This window comes from Chryseobacterium sp. 'Rf worker isolate 10', assembly GCF_050753305.1.
Lineage (GTDB): Bacteria > Bacteroidota > Bacteroidia > Flavobacteriales > Weeksellaceae > Chryseobacterium.
The window spans coordinates 454,889-470,719 of the sequence record NZ_JBOZOF010000002.1 but is presented as its reverse complement, the minus strand read 5'-3'; the positions used below and the strand labels follow the sequence as shown (position 1 = coordinate 470,719).

Genomic DNA, 15,831 nt, shown 5'->3' with positions numbered 1-15,831 from the left:
AAAGAATTCAAATCATAATACACGATGAAATTAAATTTCGCAATTGTTGCATTTGCTATGGCAATTCCTTCTGCCACTTATGCACAAGACTCAATAGCAGTTTCAAAAGGAGAGTATCCAAATACATTTTCTTCGGGGTCTGCTAATGTTTCCCCATTCACCAATCAATCCAAGAGATTTAACGATTGGTCTATTTCTGCTGGTGTAGGTGTTCCACTTCTTCAGTCAGCAGATTTGACCTCTATCAAAAATGGTAATGGTAAAAACCTTTTTGGCTATTCAGCTTATGTAAGTATTGATAAAGCTATTACTCATGCTTTCGGGATCAACCTACAGTATGACAGAGGTGAAACCAGACAGGGATGGTTCAATACCAAAGATTCAGCACCTGATGCAACTTCACCAGCTGGAAGAACTCAGTATGATGCAATTTCAATCTTAGGAGACATCAACTTCTCTAATTTATTAAGAAGAGTTGACAACCATTCTCCTTACAGATGGGCACTTCATGGATATGCAGGTATCGGTACTATTGCTTACAGAGCATATCAGAAAGATATCAACGGACAGAGATTGATGACTGAGGTAAAACCTTTCCAATTAGGATCTATGTTCATGCAGGCTGGTACAGGTCTGAAATTCAAAGTGAACAGAAGAATTGATATTGAAGGTAGATTAATGTATGTTGTGACCGGTGATGACGAATTTGATGGTGGTGGTGACGCTTACAGTGCTATCAACAGAAAATCTGAGCAGGTTTCTGACAACTTCTTCAATGCTACTCTAGGGGTTTCCTTAAAACTTGGAAAGCATGAATCCCATGTAATGTGGCATGATCCACTTCAGGAAATCTATTACAAACTGGATGTACTGGCTAATAAAAACCAGGATATCGAAGTATGTAAAAAAGGAGATGCTGATAATGATGGAGTATGCGACGATTGGGACAGACAACTTGATACTCCTGCAGGTGCAAGAGTGGATGGTGCCGGAGTTGCTCTTGATACAGACTTAGATGGGGTAATTGACCTTTACGATAAGTGTGTAACGGTTCCTGGACCTGTTGAAAACAATGGATGTCCAGTAGCAAAAAAAGATAACAACGAAACAGCTAAAGAAGTAGAAAAAACACTGAAAGATATTTACTTCAATTTCAATAAAGCTACGATCAGACCTGAGTCTAACTCAAAATTGGATTTAGCAGCTTCTATTATTAAAGAAAACGGAGGTAATTATTTATTAACAGGACATACTGATATCAAAGGAAGTGCTGCTTATAACTTAAGATTATCTAAAGAAAGAGCTGCTGCTGTTGTAGGAGCTTTGGAAAGCAGAGGAATCAATGAAAATGTTCTGAAATCCAGAGGTCTAGGTTCTGCAGAAGCAACGATCCCTGCATCAGCTTCAGATGCTGAAAGAATGGCGGACAGAAAAGTTACGGTAAGATTTATAGAAACATCAGAATGGGATTCTATTAAAAAGAAAGACTATGAAGATGCTCCAGTAAAAAAAGCTGTAAAAAAAGTTCCAGCTAAGAAGAAGAAAAAATAATTCATAAACATACTATAACCCGGAAAGAATTGCTCTTTTCGGTTTATTTTTTTTCTACTACGAATTATTTTACATACCTTTATCATTATTTTCATGACAATCGGTATGAAACACATTCAAAACCAGCAAGTTTGTCTTGAAAAAATCAACACAAAATCGCTTTTTAACGTAAAAAATCATTTAAAATAACTTAACTTAAAAAAATAACACTATGAAATTAAGTTTAGCAATTGTTGCATTTGCTTTGGCAATTCCTTCTGCCACTTATGCACAAGACTCAACGGCAGTTTCAAAAGGAGAGTATCCAAATACATTTTCTTCGGGATCTGCTAATGTTTCCCCATTTACCAATCAATCCAAGAGATTTAACGATTGGTCTATTTCTGCCGGTGTAGGTGTTCCACTTCTTCAGTCAGCAGATTTGACCTCTATCAAAAATGGTAACGGTAAAAACCTTTTTGGATATTCAGCTTATGTAAGTATTGATAAAGCTATTACTCATGCTTTCGGAATCAACTTACAATATGACAGAGGTGAAACCAGACAGGGATGGTTCAATACCAAAGATTCAGCACCTGATGCAACTTCACCAGCTGGAAGAACTCAGTATGATGCAATTTCAATCTTAGGAGACATCAACTTCTCTAATTTATTAAGAAGAGTTGACAACCATTCTCCTTACAGATGGGCACTTCATGGATATGCAGGTATCGGTACTATTGCTTACAGAGCATATCAGAAAGATATCAACGGACAGAGATTGATGACTGAGGTAAAACCTTTCCAATTAGGATCTATGTTCATGCAGGCTGGTACAGGTCTGAAATTCAAAGTGAACAGAAGAATTGATATTGAAGGTAGATTAATGTATGTTGTGACCGGTGATGACGAATTTGATGGTGGTGGTGACGCTTACAGTGCTATCAACAGAAAATCTGAGCAGGTTTCTGACAACTTCTTCAATGCTACTCTAGGGGTTTCCTTAAAACTTGGAAAGCATGAATCCCATGTAATGTGGCATGATCCACTTCAGGAAATCTATTACAAACTGGATGTACTGGCTAATAAAAACCAGGATATCGAAGTATGTAAAAAAGGAGATGCTGATAATGATGGAGTATGCGACGATTGGGACAGACAACTTGATACTCCTGCAGGTGCAAGAGTGGATGGTGCCGGAGTTGCTCTTGATACAGACTTAGATGGAGTAATTGACCTTTACGATAAGTGTGTAACGGTTCCTGGACCTGTTGAAAACAACGGATGCCCGGTAGCAACAACAGGACCTGTAGTAGAAACAGAAACTAAATTGGAAGGAATCGAATTTGACTTAAATTCTGACAGAATTTTACCTTCAAACACTCCTATCCTAAATAATGCTGTAAACTATATCAATTCTTCAAATGGTTCTTACAGTGTAATCGGAGCTACTGATACAAGAGGTACTGACGCTTACAACCAAAAACTATCTGAAAGAAGAGCAAACAACGTTAAGAACTATCTGATCAAAAACGGTGTTCAAACAGGTAAACTACAGGCAGTAGGAAAAGGCGAAAAAGACCTTAAATACCCTGAATGTGAACCAGCAACGAAGTGCCCTGAATGGAAAAACAGAGCCAACAGAAGAGTATACTTCGAAGCTAAATAATAAACTTATAGATATATTATATAAAAGTCACGCCAGGCGTGACTTTTTTTGTCATCATTCTTTCCTTATTTTTACAACATGATTTCGCCGCAGGATTTTCAAAAGCTAAAATATGATACTCTAAAGTATTTCTGGGGTTATACCGACTTCAGAGATTCTCAGGAAGAAATTATCAATGCTGTTATCAATGAAAAAGACACCCTGGTTCTGTTACCCACAGGAGCAGGAAAATCTTTATGTTATCAATTACCAGCTTTGCTCAAAGAAGGAACCTGCCTTGTCGTTTCTCCTTTGCTTGCATTGATGAAAGACCAGGTAAATCAGCTTAAATCTCGAGGCATAGAGGCAGAATACCTTTCATCGGAATTGGATGAATATGACGCTGAAACAATCTATGACCGCTGTAAGGAAGGACTTACCAAACTACTCTATGTTTCTCCGGAAAGACTTACCAATAAACAGTTTATTCAGAATATGGAGGAAATTCAGTTATCCTTTATTGCTGTTGATGAAGCGCATTGTATTTCAGAATGGGGTCAGGATTTCAGACCTAGCTACCAGAATATTAAAGCATTCAGAAGTAACAACCCTGAAATCCCCTGCCTTGCCCTTACTGCTACTGCAACTCCTAAAGTTCTGGAAGAAATTAAAAATAAACTGGAACTTAAAAATCCGTTTGTTTTCCAAAAAAGTTTCAAAAGAGAGAATATCAAAATATTTACGGATGAAGTATCTGATAAATTCCAGCGCGTTTTTGATATTTTAAAATACAGCAACGACTCAGGGATCGTGTATGTAAGAACCAGAAAAGAAGCTGAGTTGCTGGCAGAATTCCTGAAAAAAAATCAACTGAAAAATGTAGATTATTTTCATGCAGGCTTAACAACAAAAGAAAAAAATGCAAGACAAAATCTTTGGAACAGCAGTGACAATCATGTCCTAATTTCTACCAATGCCTTTGGAATGGGTATTGACAAAGACAATGTACGATTTGTGATCCACTACTCTCCGGCTGCATCCCTGGAAAACTATTATCAGGAAATTGGAAGAGCAGGAAGAGACGGAAAAGACAGTTTTGCCTTCATGCTTTGGAGTAAGCAGGAACTCCTGAATTTTGATCAGATTTTAAAGAACCAGACGCCCAACAAAGCAGAGTTTTTAAAAATCATCAGCTACCTCTACTCGATTTTTCAGGTGGCAGAATTTGAACTTCCCGAAAAAACATTTCAGCTGAATACTTTAGGCATACAGAATTTCACAAAACTGTCGAAAGCAAAAATCAATAATATTCTTAATTTTCTGCATAATCAGGAAATTATTTACTATAACGAAAATAAAAGCCTCTCTTCTCTTGAACTTTTTATCAAGGCTGACGAGATAGATCAGCTGCCGCAAAAAGACGCTCATTTCATAGAACTTCTTTTCCGCAGCATATCCGGAATTACAACTCACAAAGTGATGTTCAGTGAACAGCAGGTAAGCCATAAAATCAATATCAGTGTACCTTTAATCAAAGAACGTCTGAAGGAACTGCAGCAAAAGAATTATCTTGAATATATTGATGGTGCACTTTCCAGTATTAAATTCCTGAGACCCCGCGATGAAAGGGCAGTGAATAGTGCTTATTGGAAATTATTTGAACATATTCAGAGAAACAAAATCCAAAAATGGGAAGAAATGAAATTTTACGTAGAAAATAACGACTACTGTAAAATGAAAATGATCTTAGCCTACTTTGGTGAAAAAAATTCAAAAAATTGTGGACAATGTTCTGTTTGTGAACAAAATAAACAATCTATTTTTGGTAAGAATATTTCTCAACAGATCGTCAATTTACTGGCTAAAAAACCAGCAACGATTGAAGAACTTTCTATACAGCTGAGTTATCATTCTAAAGAAAATATCCTGGAAAACCTTATTTTCCTTTTAGATTCCGGAAAGGTAAGAATGCTGAATTTCAGAACGTATGAGCTCAATCATTAGCCATAATTAATGAGTAATGAGTAATGAGTAATAAGTAATAAGTAATAATAAACATAGATTTTTTTTAGATAAAAGATAAATACACCCATCCTATCTATCAAACTCTCCCACCCTCAAATCCTAATACCCTCCGACTCTCAGATCAAAAACTTATCTTTGTATTATGAAATCATTGAAAGTCGTTTTTTTAGGGACTCCTGAGTTTGCAAAAACTTCTTTGGAGGCAATCCATCAAACTCACCATCAGGTGGTAGGTGTTGTAACTGTAGCTGATAAAGCAAGCGGACGTGGACAAAAGATTCACCAATCACCAGTAAAAATCTATGCAGAAGAAAACAATATTCCTGTTTTTCAGCCGGAAAAACTAAGAAATCCTGAATTTCTGGAAGAACTGAGAAAACTGGATGCTGATGTTTTTGTAGTGGTAGCTTTCAGAATGATGCCTAAAGTTCTTTTTGAAATGCCTAAAATGGGTACTTTCAATCTTCATGCCTCTCTACTTCCGGATTACAGAGGAGCAGCGCCTATCAATTATGCAGTGATCAACGGGGAAGAAAAATCCGGAGCCACTACTTTCTTTATTAATGAAAAAATAGATGAAGGAAATATTCTTCTTCAGCAGGAAATGGAAATTTTACCTGATGAAAATGCAGGAAGCCTTCACGATAGATTAATGGAAATGGGTTCAGGGCTGGTTGTTAAAACATTGGATGGACTTGCAGAAAATGCTATTGAAGAAAAACCTCAGCCACACGTGGAACACCCTAAAAATGCTTATAAAATTTTCAAGGAAGATACGAGAATCAAGTGGGATCAGCCTTCAAAAACTGTTCATCAGTTTATTCTGGGAATGTCTCCTTATCCTGCTGCTTTCACCACTTTAAAGATTGAAAACGAAGAAAAAGGATTAAAAATATTCGGAGGTAAATTTGAACTTTCTGATCACGGGAAACCTGCAGGAACTTTAAATATTTCAAAGAATGAATTTAAAATCTATACGCAGGACGGAATATACTACCCGCTGGAGCTTCAATTGGAAGGTAAAAAAAGAATGACTGTGAAAGATTTCCTGAATGGTTTCAGAAATTTTGACGAAATCTCATTACACTAGAAAATGATATTACATCATCTTAAATAAATAAAAAAGGTTTAGAAAATTCTAAACCTTTTTTATTTTGTAGACAGTCAAGATTATCCCTGACTATTCATTGATTATAATTGTACCATCTCAGTAACTTCTACATCATATCCTCCAACCTGAGGTTTGATATTAGGATTTTGAGTGATTACTTTAAACTTATTGATTCCTAAATTCTTTAAGATCTGCGTTCCAATTCCATAGTCTCTGTAATTGTACGCCAACGTAGGATGTTGCTCCTGACCATCCTGATAATTCAGGAACTGCTGAAGTTTTCTCAATGTATTTTCGGAATTAGAAACGTTATTAATGAAAATGATCGCTCCTTTCCCAGCTTCATTTACCATACCTGTTACTTTTTCCAACAATGGTTTCTCACCGTTGTTTAGTCTTGTCAATACATCGAAATAAGAATCTGAAGACTGTACTCTTACTAAAACTGGCTCATCTACTGTCCATGCTCCTTTTGTTAAAGCAAAGTGGATCTGATCATTAGAAGTTTCTCTGAAAGCATAAAAATCAAACTCACCGTAATGTGTTTTTACTTTTTTCTCTTCAAGTCTTTCTACCAGGTTTCCTTTTTTAAGTTGATAATGGATCAGATCTTCAATAGAAACAATCTTCATATCATGTTTTTGAGCGAAAGCGTGAAGCTCAGGCAGACGAGACATTGTACCGTCTTCATTCATGATCTCACAGATTACGCCTCCTTCTTTCAAACCTGCTAAATGGGTAAGATCAATAGCAGCTTCAGTGTGTCCGGCTCTTTTCAATACACCCCCTTTTCTTGCACGAAGCGGGAAAATATGGCCAGGTCTCATAAAGTCTGTAGGCTTGGATTTTTCATCCATTAAAGCTAAAATTGTTTTTGCTCTGTCTCCTGCAGAAATTCCGGTAGATGTTCCGTTACCTAAAAGGTCAACCGATACAGTGAAAGCAGTTTCTTTAGGATCGCTGCTTCTGCTTACCATCACCTCAAGTCCAAGCTCATCACATCTTTTTTCAGGAAGCGGCATACAGATCAGCCCTCTTCCGTGAAGTGCCATAAAATTGATAATTTCCGGCGTTGTCAGTTCTGCAGCACAAAGAAAATCACCTTCATTTTCTCTATCTTCATCATCTACTACTATGATTATTTTACCATTTTTAAGGTCTTCAATAGCCTCTGGAATAGTATTTAATTTAATATCGGACATTTTTACTTTTTATTTTTGCAAAGATACTCATAAAAATAAGCATCTGCCAACTAATTATGAATGGTTTATTACGCTTTGGATAGAGTTCGCTGCCTCTCTGAAAATCTCATAAGATCTCAATCTTTTCTGATGATCGTAAATATGTGAATTGATCATCAGCTCATCAACCTGGAATCTTTCCTGAAAATCTTTAAGCTTTTCCTGAACCTCAGCCTGATCTCCGATAAAAGTATATCTCAGCTTCTGCAAAACCATAGATTTTTCCATAGGTGACCAGATTTCATCCATATCATCTACTGGTGGAGCAAAAGGCTTTCTGTCATTTCTTACGATATTGATAAATGCCTGAAATAAAGTAGTCGAAATTTTATGAGCTTCTTCGGAAGTTTCAGCTGCTACCCCATTTACACAGGCAATAATATAAGGTTTGTCTGCATATTTTGAAGGTTCGAAATGCTCTCTGTATATTTTAAAAGCCATTTCCATCTGCTCCGGAGCGAAGTGTCCTGCAAATGCATAGGGTAAACCTAGTTCTGCAGCCAGCCATGCACTATCTGTACTTGATCCCAGAATATAAAGTGGAACATCCAAACCTTCTCCGGGAATCGCACGAACCATCGCATCTGAATTTTCTTTTGAGAAATATCTTTGAAGTTCAAGAATTTGTCTTGGAAACTGCTCATTGATAATGGCTGGGTTTCTTCCTAAAGCCTGAGCTGTCAACCCATCTGTTCCTGGTGCTCTTCCTAATCCGAGATCGATTCTTCCGGGAAATAAAGACTCCAATGTTCCGAACTGCTCTGCAATAACCAGCGAACTGTGGTTAGGAAGCATAATTCCTCCTGAACCTACTCTGATTTTTTTCGTTCCATTGGCAATGAAACCTATTAAAACAGAAGTTGCTGAGCTTGCAATACTTTCCATATTGTGATGCTCGGCCAGCCAGAATCTTTTATAGTTTAAATTTTCAGCGTGATTGGCTAATGATAAGCTATCCTGAAAAGTATCATGAATGCTTTTGCCTTGCTTTACCGGTGCAAGATCTAAAACAGAAATTTCAAAATTTTTCATATTGAGATCGTTAATTTTTTCGAAGGGTGATAAAAAATCTCCTTCGACAATTTCATAATTCTAAATTCGGCTCTTAAAGAACCAAACAAATTTAAAACATAAAAACCGCATTAGTTACTTTTTGTAATTAATAAAAACAATTGATCAGTTCAGGGAAAAACTATTGGAATAAAATTTTTGTTCACTTGATTTTATTTATGTGATGTTTTAGTTTAAAATTCTAAAAAGCATTTATCTCATAAAAGCATACTTTAACATTAATAATTCAATAAAAAGAGAAATATTTATTATATTCGTATACCAAATCTTAAAAACTTTAATATGAACAAACAATCAAACAGTCTGTTGTATCGGCAGATCCTGACAGGAAAAACTGTCTTTATGAGTTTTCTTATCGCTGCAACATTAATATCCTGCAGCAAAAACAATGAAGAAATTACCTCCGAAGCACAAACCAATGCCTTCAACGCAGATAATCTTAAAAAGGGAAAATTGGGAGGCCAGGATATAATGTATGAAAGAAAAGATGGAATGAATTTTTTCCAGGGAGATATTGTTCTTTCGGACAAACAACTGTCAGAAGGCAGCGAATTTAACAAAGGCGGTGCCAGCTATTCAAGATGGCCAAGTGGTAAAATTTATTATACAATTGCCAGCAACATGGGTTCCATCAATGTCAATAAAATCAACTCTGCGATCAGCGAGTACAACAATAAAACCAATACTCAATGGATCTACCGCACCAATCAGTCTAATTATGTTGAATTTATTTTTGGAAGTTCATCCGGATCAGATGGCTGGGCTCATATCGGCTATCAGGGCGGAAAACAAACCGTTTCTTTGGATCAGTATATTTCTGTAGGATCGGTAATTCATGAAATGGGACATACGGTAGGACTTTACCATGAACATACCCGTAAAGACAGAGATCAATATGTAAAAATCCTGTGGAACAATATCCAAAGCGGGCAGTCTTATAATTTTAATATCTATAGTTCCGGTACGGATATAGGGCCATTCAATATCAATTCTGTGATGATGTATTGGCCGACATCTTATTCTAAAAACGGACAGCCAACTATTACAAGAGCTGATAACAGCAGTTTTACCTATAACAGAACCGGGTTTACAACCGGAGATATCAATACCATTAATGCCATGTATCCTTAGTTTCAAAAATTCATATCAAATCAGAAAAGAACTCCTAGGAGTTCTTTTCTTTTTTATAATTATAATGATTGATTAAAATCCTGATTTCGTTAAATTCAAAAGTACTTGGCAGTGCATTTTTCCATTCGGTTAATGTTTCGTGTGGATTTTTGTAAAACTCCTCTTCAAAAGCCTTGATCTTATCTGAAGTAATTACTCTGGCAATATCCAGCAATCCCTGTTCTGCAAATTTGGCAAGATGGCCAATCACCGTTTCTTTCACCAAACCTCTTTCCAAGGCAATTTCTCCAATGGTTTTCCCTTGTTCAAACAACTGGAAAGTTAAAACCTGTGACGGAACTTTAGCGATTTTCAGATTGATTTCTTTATCATTCTTTTCATCTAAAAGTTTCGTTTCAAGAAGGTGAATATCTCTCAGACTGTTCAGATACTCTTCAATATCTTCCAGCCAGTTTTTAAATTCTTCGTTATATTGTTTTAAACCTTTCGCTCCTTTTATTTCAGCATAAAAATCTTTCAAGGGATCGAAAATTTTATTTCTGATTTCTGTAAAAAAGAAATTAACTGCACCTTTTGATTTGCTTTCAATCTCAGTCCATTCTTCTTTCTGTTCAATAAAATTATTAACCTTCTGAAAAATGATACGCTCCAGTTTTTCAAATATTTTTCCAAGATTTACTGCTTCATGTTTCAATTGAAGATAAAGCTGTTTGGTTTTAGCATGGTCGATATTCTTAGTGACTATTGAAAGGTTATTCCACTCCTCCACTTCTTTCAGAAACCATGTACAATCCAGGGTTCGAAGTACTTTTCTGATGCTGTAATCATATTTTTCCTGATTCAGAATGGCTTCCACATGGTCGTTGGCAATTGTATCTGTGTGAAAATGTAAAATTCTGTTATCCTTGAAAATAACTTCAGGGGTAATTTTTGATTTTAAAACAATTCCTTCCAAAGTTCTGCAACGGGATAAAGCTACATATACCTGACCGGCAGTAAAACTTTTCCCTGCATCAATAATAACTTTATCAAATGTCAACCCCTGACTTTTATGGATCGTTACAGCCCATGCAAGCTTGATTGGAAACTGTTCAAAACTTCCCAACACTTCTTCTTTGATATTTTTATCGGTATCAAGGAAATATTTTTTCTGTTCCCAGGTTTCTCTTTTTACAACAATTTCTCTCTCGCTTTCGTCCAGTACAACACGGATTTCATTTTCATCCAATCCAATGATTTCTCCCAGTTTTCCATTAAAATATTTCTTTTCGCCGGAAATATCGTTTCGAATAAACATGACCTGAGCTCCGATTTTAAGCTCCAAAAACTGCTCATTTGGAAACTGGTTTTCTTTAAAATCGCCTACAAGTTTTGCCTCATACATTTGAGGGTCTACTTTAATCTCTTTCAATTTCTCCTGATTGATCTCATCTGCCATTTTATTGTGAGAACACAGATATACATAAGATTCTTTTCCCATATCAAAGTCAGGATCATACCTTTCATTGAGATGATTAAAGTCTATATTGTCTACATCACCATCACGGATAGCATTCAGAATTTCAAGAAATTCTTCGTCAGACTGTCTGTACACTTTTGTAAGTTCAATGGTAACGATAGGGATTTCTTTAATGGCATGACTGTCAAAAAAGAAAGGTGAATTGTAGTACATTTTCAGAATATGCTCATCCCTCACTACCGGAGGAAGCTGAAACAAATCTCCGATGAACAGCATCTGAACGCCTCCAAATCTTTGATTATTCCTTCTGATGAATCTTAAAGAGAAATCCATCATATCTAAAACATCTGCCCTCAACATCGAAACCTCATCTATGATAATGATCTCAACTTCTCTGAGAAGTTTCAATTTATCTTTACGGTATTTGAAATGGGGCATCAGATCGGCAATATTATTTGCCAAACTGGTATCTATCCTTTCTGTTGTAGGAAGAAAGGTTCTCAACGGCAGTCCAAACATAGAATGGATGGTTACCCCACCTGCATTAATCGCAGCAATTCCTGTGGGAGCTACTACAATATGTTTTTTCTTTGTTCGTCTTACAAAATCATTAAGAAATGTCGTTTTTCCCGTTCCGGCTTTCCCGGTTAAAAAAACGCTTCTGTTGGTATATTCTATTAAGTCAAAAAAATGATTGTTCATCGTCGTCAAAAATACGGAAATGAATTTGAATTTCTTACCTTGGCATAAGTTTTGAAAAATTATAAAAAGAAAAAAGTTTATTGTGAAAAAATTATTCTTTCATGTCCCGGTAATAGCATTATGTATTACGTTAACCTTAGTTTCCTGTAATACATCAAAAAATACCAACACTAATCTTCCTGTTGATATTGCCAACAGACCTGTTGATGAAGAAAGTCAAAAATACGAACAGGCACAACTCGACGGAATAAAAGCTTCCATTGAATCTGAAGTATCGGGGGAAAAATGTACCGACGTCAGTGAATGGGCATTTGCTCCTATGGGGGCAAAATCTTGTGGCGGACCTCAACAATATATTGCTTATCCCAAGAAAATAGAAACCGCTTTCTTACAGAGAGTGAACGATTATACGGATAAAGTAAGGGCTTTTAATGAAAAATATAATATTATGTCCGACTGTGTGGCGATTACTCCACCTACATCTCTAAAATGTATTCATGGAAAGGTAAGGCTGATCACGCCTGATCCCAACTAACAATAAAGCAAAGGTTCTATATCAAATCGAAAAAAGCTCTGTCTATGGACGGAGCTTTTATATTTATTTTGGTACGTCAATAGTGAATTTTGCTTCGCAAGTGAATGGTTAATTTCTGTATTAAAAAAATTGACAAGCACAGCGAATTGACTATTTACTATTCACTTGACAGCCTAAAATTGATGGTCTTTCACATTCTCCTTATACCAAGAAGAATATTTCACGTAGTTATCAGCAATTCTATTTACTTCACCTTCCAATAACTGTGCATTGATATCTTTGATCTTTTTCGCAGGAACTCCACCCCACACTTCTCCGGATTTTATATGAGTTCCCTGAGTAACTACAGATCCAGCTCCTACAATAGAATTTTCTTCTACCAGGCAGTCATCCATCACAATAGCTCCCATCCCAATCAGGACATTATCTTTAATGGTACATCCGTGCACAATGGCATTATGCCCGATAGAAACATTATTTCCAATATTCAATGGATGTTTCTTGTAGGTACAATGCAGCATTGCATTATCCTGAACATTCACCTTATCACCCATTTTGATATAATGTACATCGCCTCGGATCACCGCATTATACCAAACGCTGCAGTCTCTTCCCATGGTAACATCACCAATAATGGTAGCTGTTTCTGCTAAAAAGGTGTTTTCTCCAATCTGTGGTGCTTTTCCTAAAAGTTCTTTTATAAGTGCCATAAATATTAATTTGAAAATTTGAAAATATGCCAATTTGAAAAATTAAAATATACTATCTTTTCAGGTATCTAAGTTCTAAATTACAGTGATAGCAAAAATCTAACTCTCAATTTCCAGCTTCTAACTTCTAATGCGTATTTTTGTATCTCAAATTTAACGAAAAAATGCGTACCGTACTTATAGAACCTACCGAAAACCCGAAAGTAATGAAATTTGTTACAGATTACAATCTCATTCCTGGGTCTTTAGAGTTGGACAGAAATTCAGATATCTCAGAAATTCCTTTAGCTCAGGAACTTTTCAATTATCCGTTTGTGGAAAGAATTTTCATTACGGCTAATTTTGTTGCTGTAGCAAAACAGGATACCATAGAATGGGAACATGTAGCTGAAAGTCTGAAAAATGTGATTGAAGACGAATTATTGGCTAACCCAAGAATTTATCTTCAGAAGAAAAAAGAAATGTATCAGATCTATGCTGAAATGACTCCGAATCCTAACGTAATGAAATTTGTTTCTAGCAAATTGCTGATGGATGGTTTTGTGGAAGTAAAATCGAGAGATGCAGCTGAAGAAGTTCCTTTGGCTGAGGCTATTTTTAAAGAATTTGATTTTGCTACAGAGGTTTTCATTTCTGATAATTTCGTAGCAGTTACAAGAAATCATTCCGTAGAATGGCACCAGGTGATGATGGCTGTTCGTGGTCTTATCGCAGAATATCTTCAAAACGGAGGTGAAATTTCAAAAATGGAACCTCAGAAACACGAAAACCCTGTTGAAAAGATCATCAATAGAGATTATACGGAAGATGAGCAGAAAATTTCTGACATTTTGAATGAATATGTAGCTCCTGCTGTAGAAAATGATGGTGGAAAAATTTCTTTAATGGAATATGATCAGGAGAGCAAAACTGCAAAAATGCTTTTACAGGGAGCTTGCTCAGGCTGCCCGAGTTCTACAGCTACTTTGAAAAACGGAATCGAAAATATTTTAAAGCAATTCGTTCCTGATTTAGTAGAAAGAGTGGAAGCTGTAAACGGATAACAATAGCTGAAATGCCTTACAGAAAGAAAATTGTGGTCATTATTGGAAGCGCTTCAGAAAATTCCAGCAACCTGAAACTGATGGAGCAGATACTGGAAAATATGGACAGTACCGATTTCCAGATATACAATGATCTTTCTGTTCTTCCCCATTTTGATACTGCCTTAACAGACGAAAATACTCCGGAAGAGGTGCTGAAGATGAGGGAAGATGTTAAAAATTCATCGGGAGTTATATTTTCTACTCCCGAATATATTTTCAGCATTCCTGGCAGATTAAAAAATATGCTGGAATGGTGTGTTTCTACAACCATTTTTTCTGAAAAGCCTGTAGCTGTGATCACCGCTTCAGCCAGTGGAGAAAAAGGCCACGAAGAGTTATTATTAATCTTAAAAACTCTCGGCGCAGCAGTGGATGATAAACATCAGGCATTAATAAAGGGAATAAAAGGCAAATTTGACAGCAATGGCTTACTTGAAAGTAATACCTTTGCTAAAGTATCAAAATTAGTAACAGATTTTACAACTTCTGTTTCATAATTAAAATTTAGAATATTGAATAAGAAAGGAATTTTACTGGTCAACCTCGGATCGCCGAGATCAACCTCTGTAAACGACGTAAAAGAATATCTTGATGAATTTTTGATGGATGAGAGGGTGATTGATTACCGTTGGATCTTTCGTGCTCTGCTTGTACAAGGGATTATCCTGAAAACAAGACCCGCCAAATCTGCTGAAGCGTATAAAACGGTTTGGACAGATAAAGGATCACCATTGATTGTTATCACTGAACAAATTCAGAAAAAACTTCAGAAAGTGGTAGATGTTCCGGTGGAAATCGGGATGAGATATGCGCAGCCCAGCATTGAAACCGGTATTCAGAAATTGGTAGATCAGGGAATCACAGAAATTGTTCTTTTCCCTTTATATCCTCAATATGCTATGAGTACCACAGAAACTGTTATCGAAAAGGCAGAAGAGGTCAGAAAAAAGAAGTTTCCAGGGATAAAAATCAATTATATTCAACCTTTTTACAACAGGGATATTTATATCAACTGTCTGGCAGAAAGTATTAAAGAGAAGCTTCCTGAAAATTTTGATGCTTTGCAGTTTTCTTATCATGGAGTTCCGGAAAGACATATTTATAAAACAGATCCTACAAAGACCTGTAATCTTAATGACTGTTGTTCCAGAGAAGATAATCCGAGCCATCAGTTCTGCTACCGTCATCAATGTTATACAACAACACAGCGCGTTATTGAAAAACTGGATTTGCCTAAAGAGAAAACAATTGTTTCTTTTCAGTCAAGATTAGGAAAAGACAAATGGATTGAACCTTATACGGATGAAACGTTAGAAACAATTGGTAAAAAAGGAATTAAAAATCTGGCTATTGTATGTCCTGCATTCGTTTCTGACTGTCTGGAAACTCTGGAAGAAATTTCTGTAGAAGGTAAAGAACAGTTTATGCATGGCGGGGGTGAAAATTTCCACTATATTCCATGTCTGAATGATGAAGACCGCTGGATCGATGTCGTAAAAATACTTTGTGAAGAAAAGCTGAATGATTTTTATTTGATATAATTCATTGAAGTCAAAAATAAACAAAAGGCCACAAGAATTAAC

Annotated in this window: 13 protein-coding genes; 9 read left to right on the top strand and 4 right to left on the bottom strand. The window is 36.2% G+C overall.

Annotation, left to right across the window (positions count from 1 at the left end):
* Positions 1-24 precede the first annotated feature (24 nt).
* The 4 genes from LKL37_RS12095 (at position 25) to fmt (ending at position 6,293) form a co-directional block, all read left to right on the top strand.
* Positions 25-1,551, top strand: a complete 1,527-nt coding sequence (locus LKL37_RS12095) for an OmpA family protein (protein WP_431610823.1) — start codon at positions 25-27, stop codon at positions 1,549-1,551.
* 211 nt (positions 1,552-1,762) lie between these two features.
* Positions 1,763-3,199: an OmpA family protein gene (locus tag LKL37_RS12090; protein ID WP_431610821.1), complete on the top strand. Its 1,437-nt coding sequence runs from the start codon at positions 1,763-1,765 to the stop codon at positions 3,197-3,199.
* 78 nt (positions 3,200-3,277) lie between these two features.
* Positions 3,278-5,182, top strand: coding sequence for a RecQ family ATP-dependent DNA helicase (locus tag LKL37_RS12085; protein WP_431610820.1), 1,905 nt, complete (start codon positions 3,278-3,280; stop codon positions 5,180-5,182).
* 163 nt (positions 5,183-5,345) lie between these two features.
* Positions 5,346-6,293, top strand: a complete 948-nt coding sequence (gene fmt / locus LKL37_RS12080; protein ID WP_431610819.1) for a methionyl-tRNA formyltransferase — start codon at positions 5,346-5,348, stop codon at positions 6,291-6,293.
* A gap of 101 nt (positions 6,294-6,394) precedes the next feature.
* Here the strand turns inward: fmt and ribB are convergent, their stop codons facing one another.
* Positions 6,395-7,516, bottom strand: coding sequence for a 3,4-dihydroxy-2-butanone-4-phosphate synthase (gene ribB, locus LKL37_RS12075; RefSeq protein WP_431610818.1), 1,122 nt, complete (start codon positions 7,514-7,516; stop codon positions 6,395-6,397).
* Between the two features lie 54 nt (positions 7,517-7,570).
* Complete coding sequence (locus LKL37_RS12070) at positions 7,571-8,587, bottom strand: LLM class flavin-dependent oxidoreductase (protein ID WP_431610817.1); 1,017 nt, start codon at positions 8,585-8,587, stop codon at positions 7,571-7,573.
* Between the two features lie 321 nt (positions 8,588-8,908).
* Here LKL37_RS12070 and LKL37_RS12065 point away from each other — a divergent pair, with 321 nt between their 5' ends.
* The gene (locus LKL37_RS12065) at positions 8,909-9,757 is read left to right on the top strand and encodes a M12 family metallopeptidase (protein ID WP_431610816.1); all 849 of its coding nucleotides are present in this window, start codon (positions 8,909-8,911) and stop codon (positions 9,755-9,757) included.
* 34 nt (positions 9,758-9,791) lie between these two features.
* Here the strand turns inward: LKL37_RS12065 and LKL37_RS12060 are convergent, their stop codons facing one another.
* Positions 9,792-11,918: a helix-turn-helix domain-containing protein gene (locus LKL37_RS12060; protein ID WP_431610815.1), complete on the bottom strand. Its 2,127-nt coding sequence runs from the start codon at positions 11,916-11,918 to the stop codon at positions 9,792-9,794.
* Positions 11,919-12,000: 82 nt separating this feature from the next.
* On the opposite strand from LKL37_RS12060, the gene LKL37_RS12055 reads away from it, so the two are divergent.
* Entirely contained in the window at positions 12,001-12,453 is a 453-nt protein-coding gene (locus LKL37_RS12055) for a hypothetical protein (RefSeq protein ID WP_431610814.1), read from the top strand.
* 173 nt (positions 12,454-12,626) lie between these two features.
* Here the strand turns inward: LKL37_RS12055 and LKL37_RS12050 are convergent, their stop codons facing one another.
* On the bottom strand, positions 12,627-13,163 hold the full coding sequence (locus tag LKL37_RS12050; protein WP_149387001.1) for a gamma carbonic anhydrase family protein: 537 nt from the start codon (positions 13,161-13,163) through the stop codon (positions 12,627-12,629).
* Between the two features lie 164 nt (positions 13,164-13,327).
* On the opposite strand from LKL37_RS12050, the gene LKL37_RS12045 reads away from it, so the two are divergent.
* From LKL37_RS12045 to hemH, 3 genes are read left to right on the top strand one after another with little or no spacing between them, the layout of a single operon-like run.
* Positions 13,328-14,206 carry a NifU family protein gene (locus LKL37_RS12045; RefSeq protein WP_431610813.1) on the top strand — a complete coding sequence of 293 codons (879 nt, stop codon included), beginning with the start codon at positions 13,328-13,330 and terminating at the stop codon, positions 14,204-14,206.
* A gap of 11 nt (positions 14,207-14,217) precedes the next feature.
* Entirely contained in the window at positions 14,218-14,745 is a 528-nt protein-coding gene (locus LKL37_RS12040; RefSeq protein WP_431610812.1) for an NADPH-dependent FMN reductase, read from the top strand.
* A gap of 15 nt (positions 14,746-14,760) precedes the next feature.
* A complete protein-coding gene (gene hemH, locus LKL37_RS12035) occupies positions 14,761-15,789 on the top strand; it encodes a ferrochelatase (protein WP_431610810.1) in 1,029 nt (342 codons plus the stop codon).
* The last annotated feature ends 42 nt before the right edge of the window (positions 15,790-15,831 follow it).

Bases quoted from the DNA above. Each gene is read 5' to 3' on its own strand.
- fmt (WP_431610819.1), top strand. From the start codon at position 5,346: ATGAAATCATTGAAAGTCGTTTTTTTAGGGACTCCTGAGTTTGCAAAA.
- LKL37_RS12060 (WP_431610815.1), bottom strand. From the start codon at position 11,918: ATGAACAATCATTTTTTTGACTTAATAGAATATACCAACAGAAGCGTT.
- LKL37_RS12040 (WP_431610812.1), top strand. From the start codon at position 14,218: ATGCCTTACAGAAAGAAAATTGTGGTCATTATTGGAAGCGCTTCAGAA.
- LKL37_RS12065 (WP_431610816.1), top strand. From the start codon at position 8,909: ATGAACAAACAATCAAACAGTCTGTTGTATCGGCAGATCCTGACAGGA.
- LKL37_RS12095 (WP_431610823.1), top strand. From the start codon at position 25: ATGAAATTAAATTTCGCAATTGTTGCATTTGCTATGGCAATTCCTTCT.
- LKL37_RS12045 (WP_431610813.1), top strand. From the start codon at position 13,328: ATGCGTACCGTACTTATAGAACCTACCGAAAACCCGAAAGTAATGAAA.
- LKL37_RS12070 (WP_431610817.1), bottom strand. From the start codon at position 8,587: ATGAAAAATTTTGAAATTTCTGTTTTAGATCTTGCACCGGTAAAGCAA.
- LKL37_RS12050 (WP_149387001.1), bottom strand. From the start codon at position 13,163: ATGGCACTTATAAAAGAACTTTTAGGAAAAGCACCACAGATTGGAGAA.
- LKL37_RS12090 (WP_431610821.1), top strand. From the start codon at position 1,763: ATGAAATTAAGTTTAGCAATTGTTGCATTTGCTTTGGCAATTCCTTCT.
- LKL37_RS12085 (WP_431610820.1), top strand. From the start codon at position 3,278: ATGATTTCGCCGCAGGATTTTCAAAAGCTAAAATATGATACTCTAAAG.
- ribB (WP_431610818.1), bottom strand. From the start codon at position 7,516: ATGTCCGATATTAAATTAAATACTATTCCAGAGGCTATTGAAGACCTT.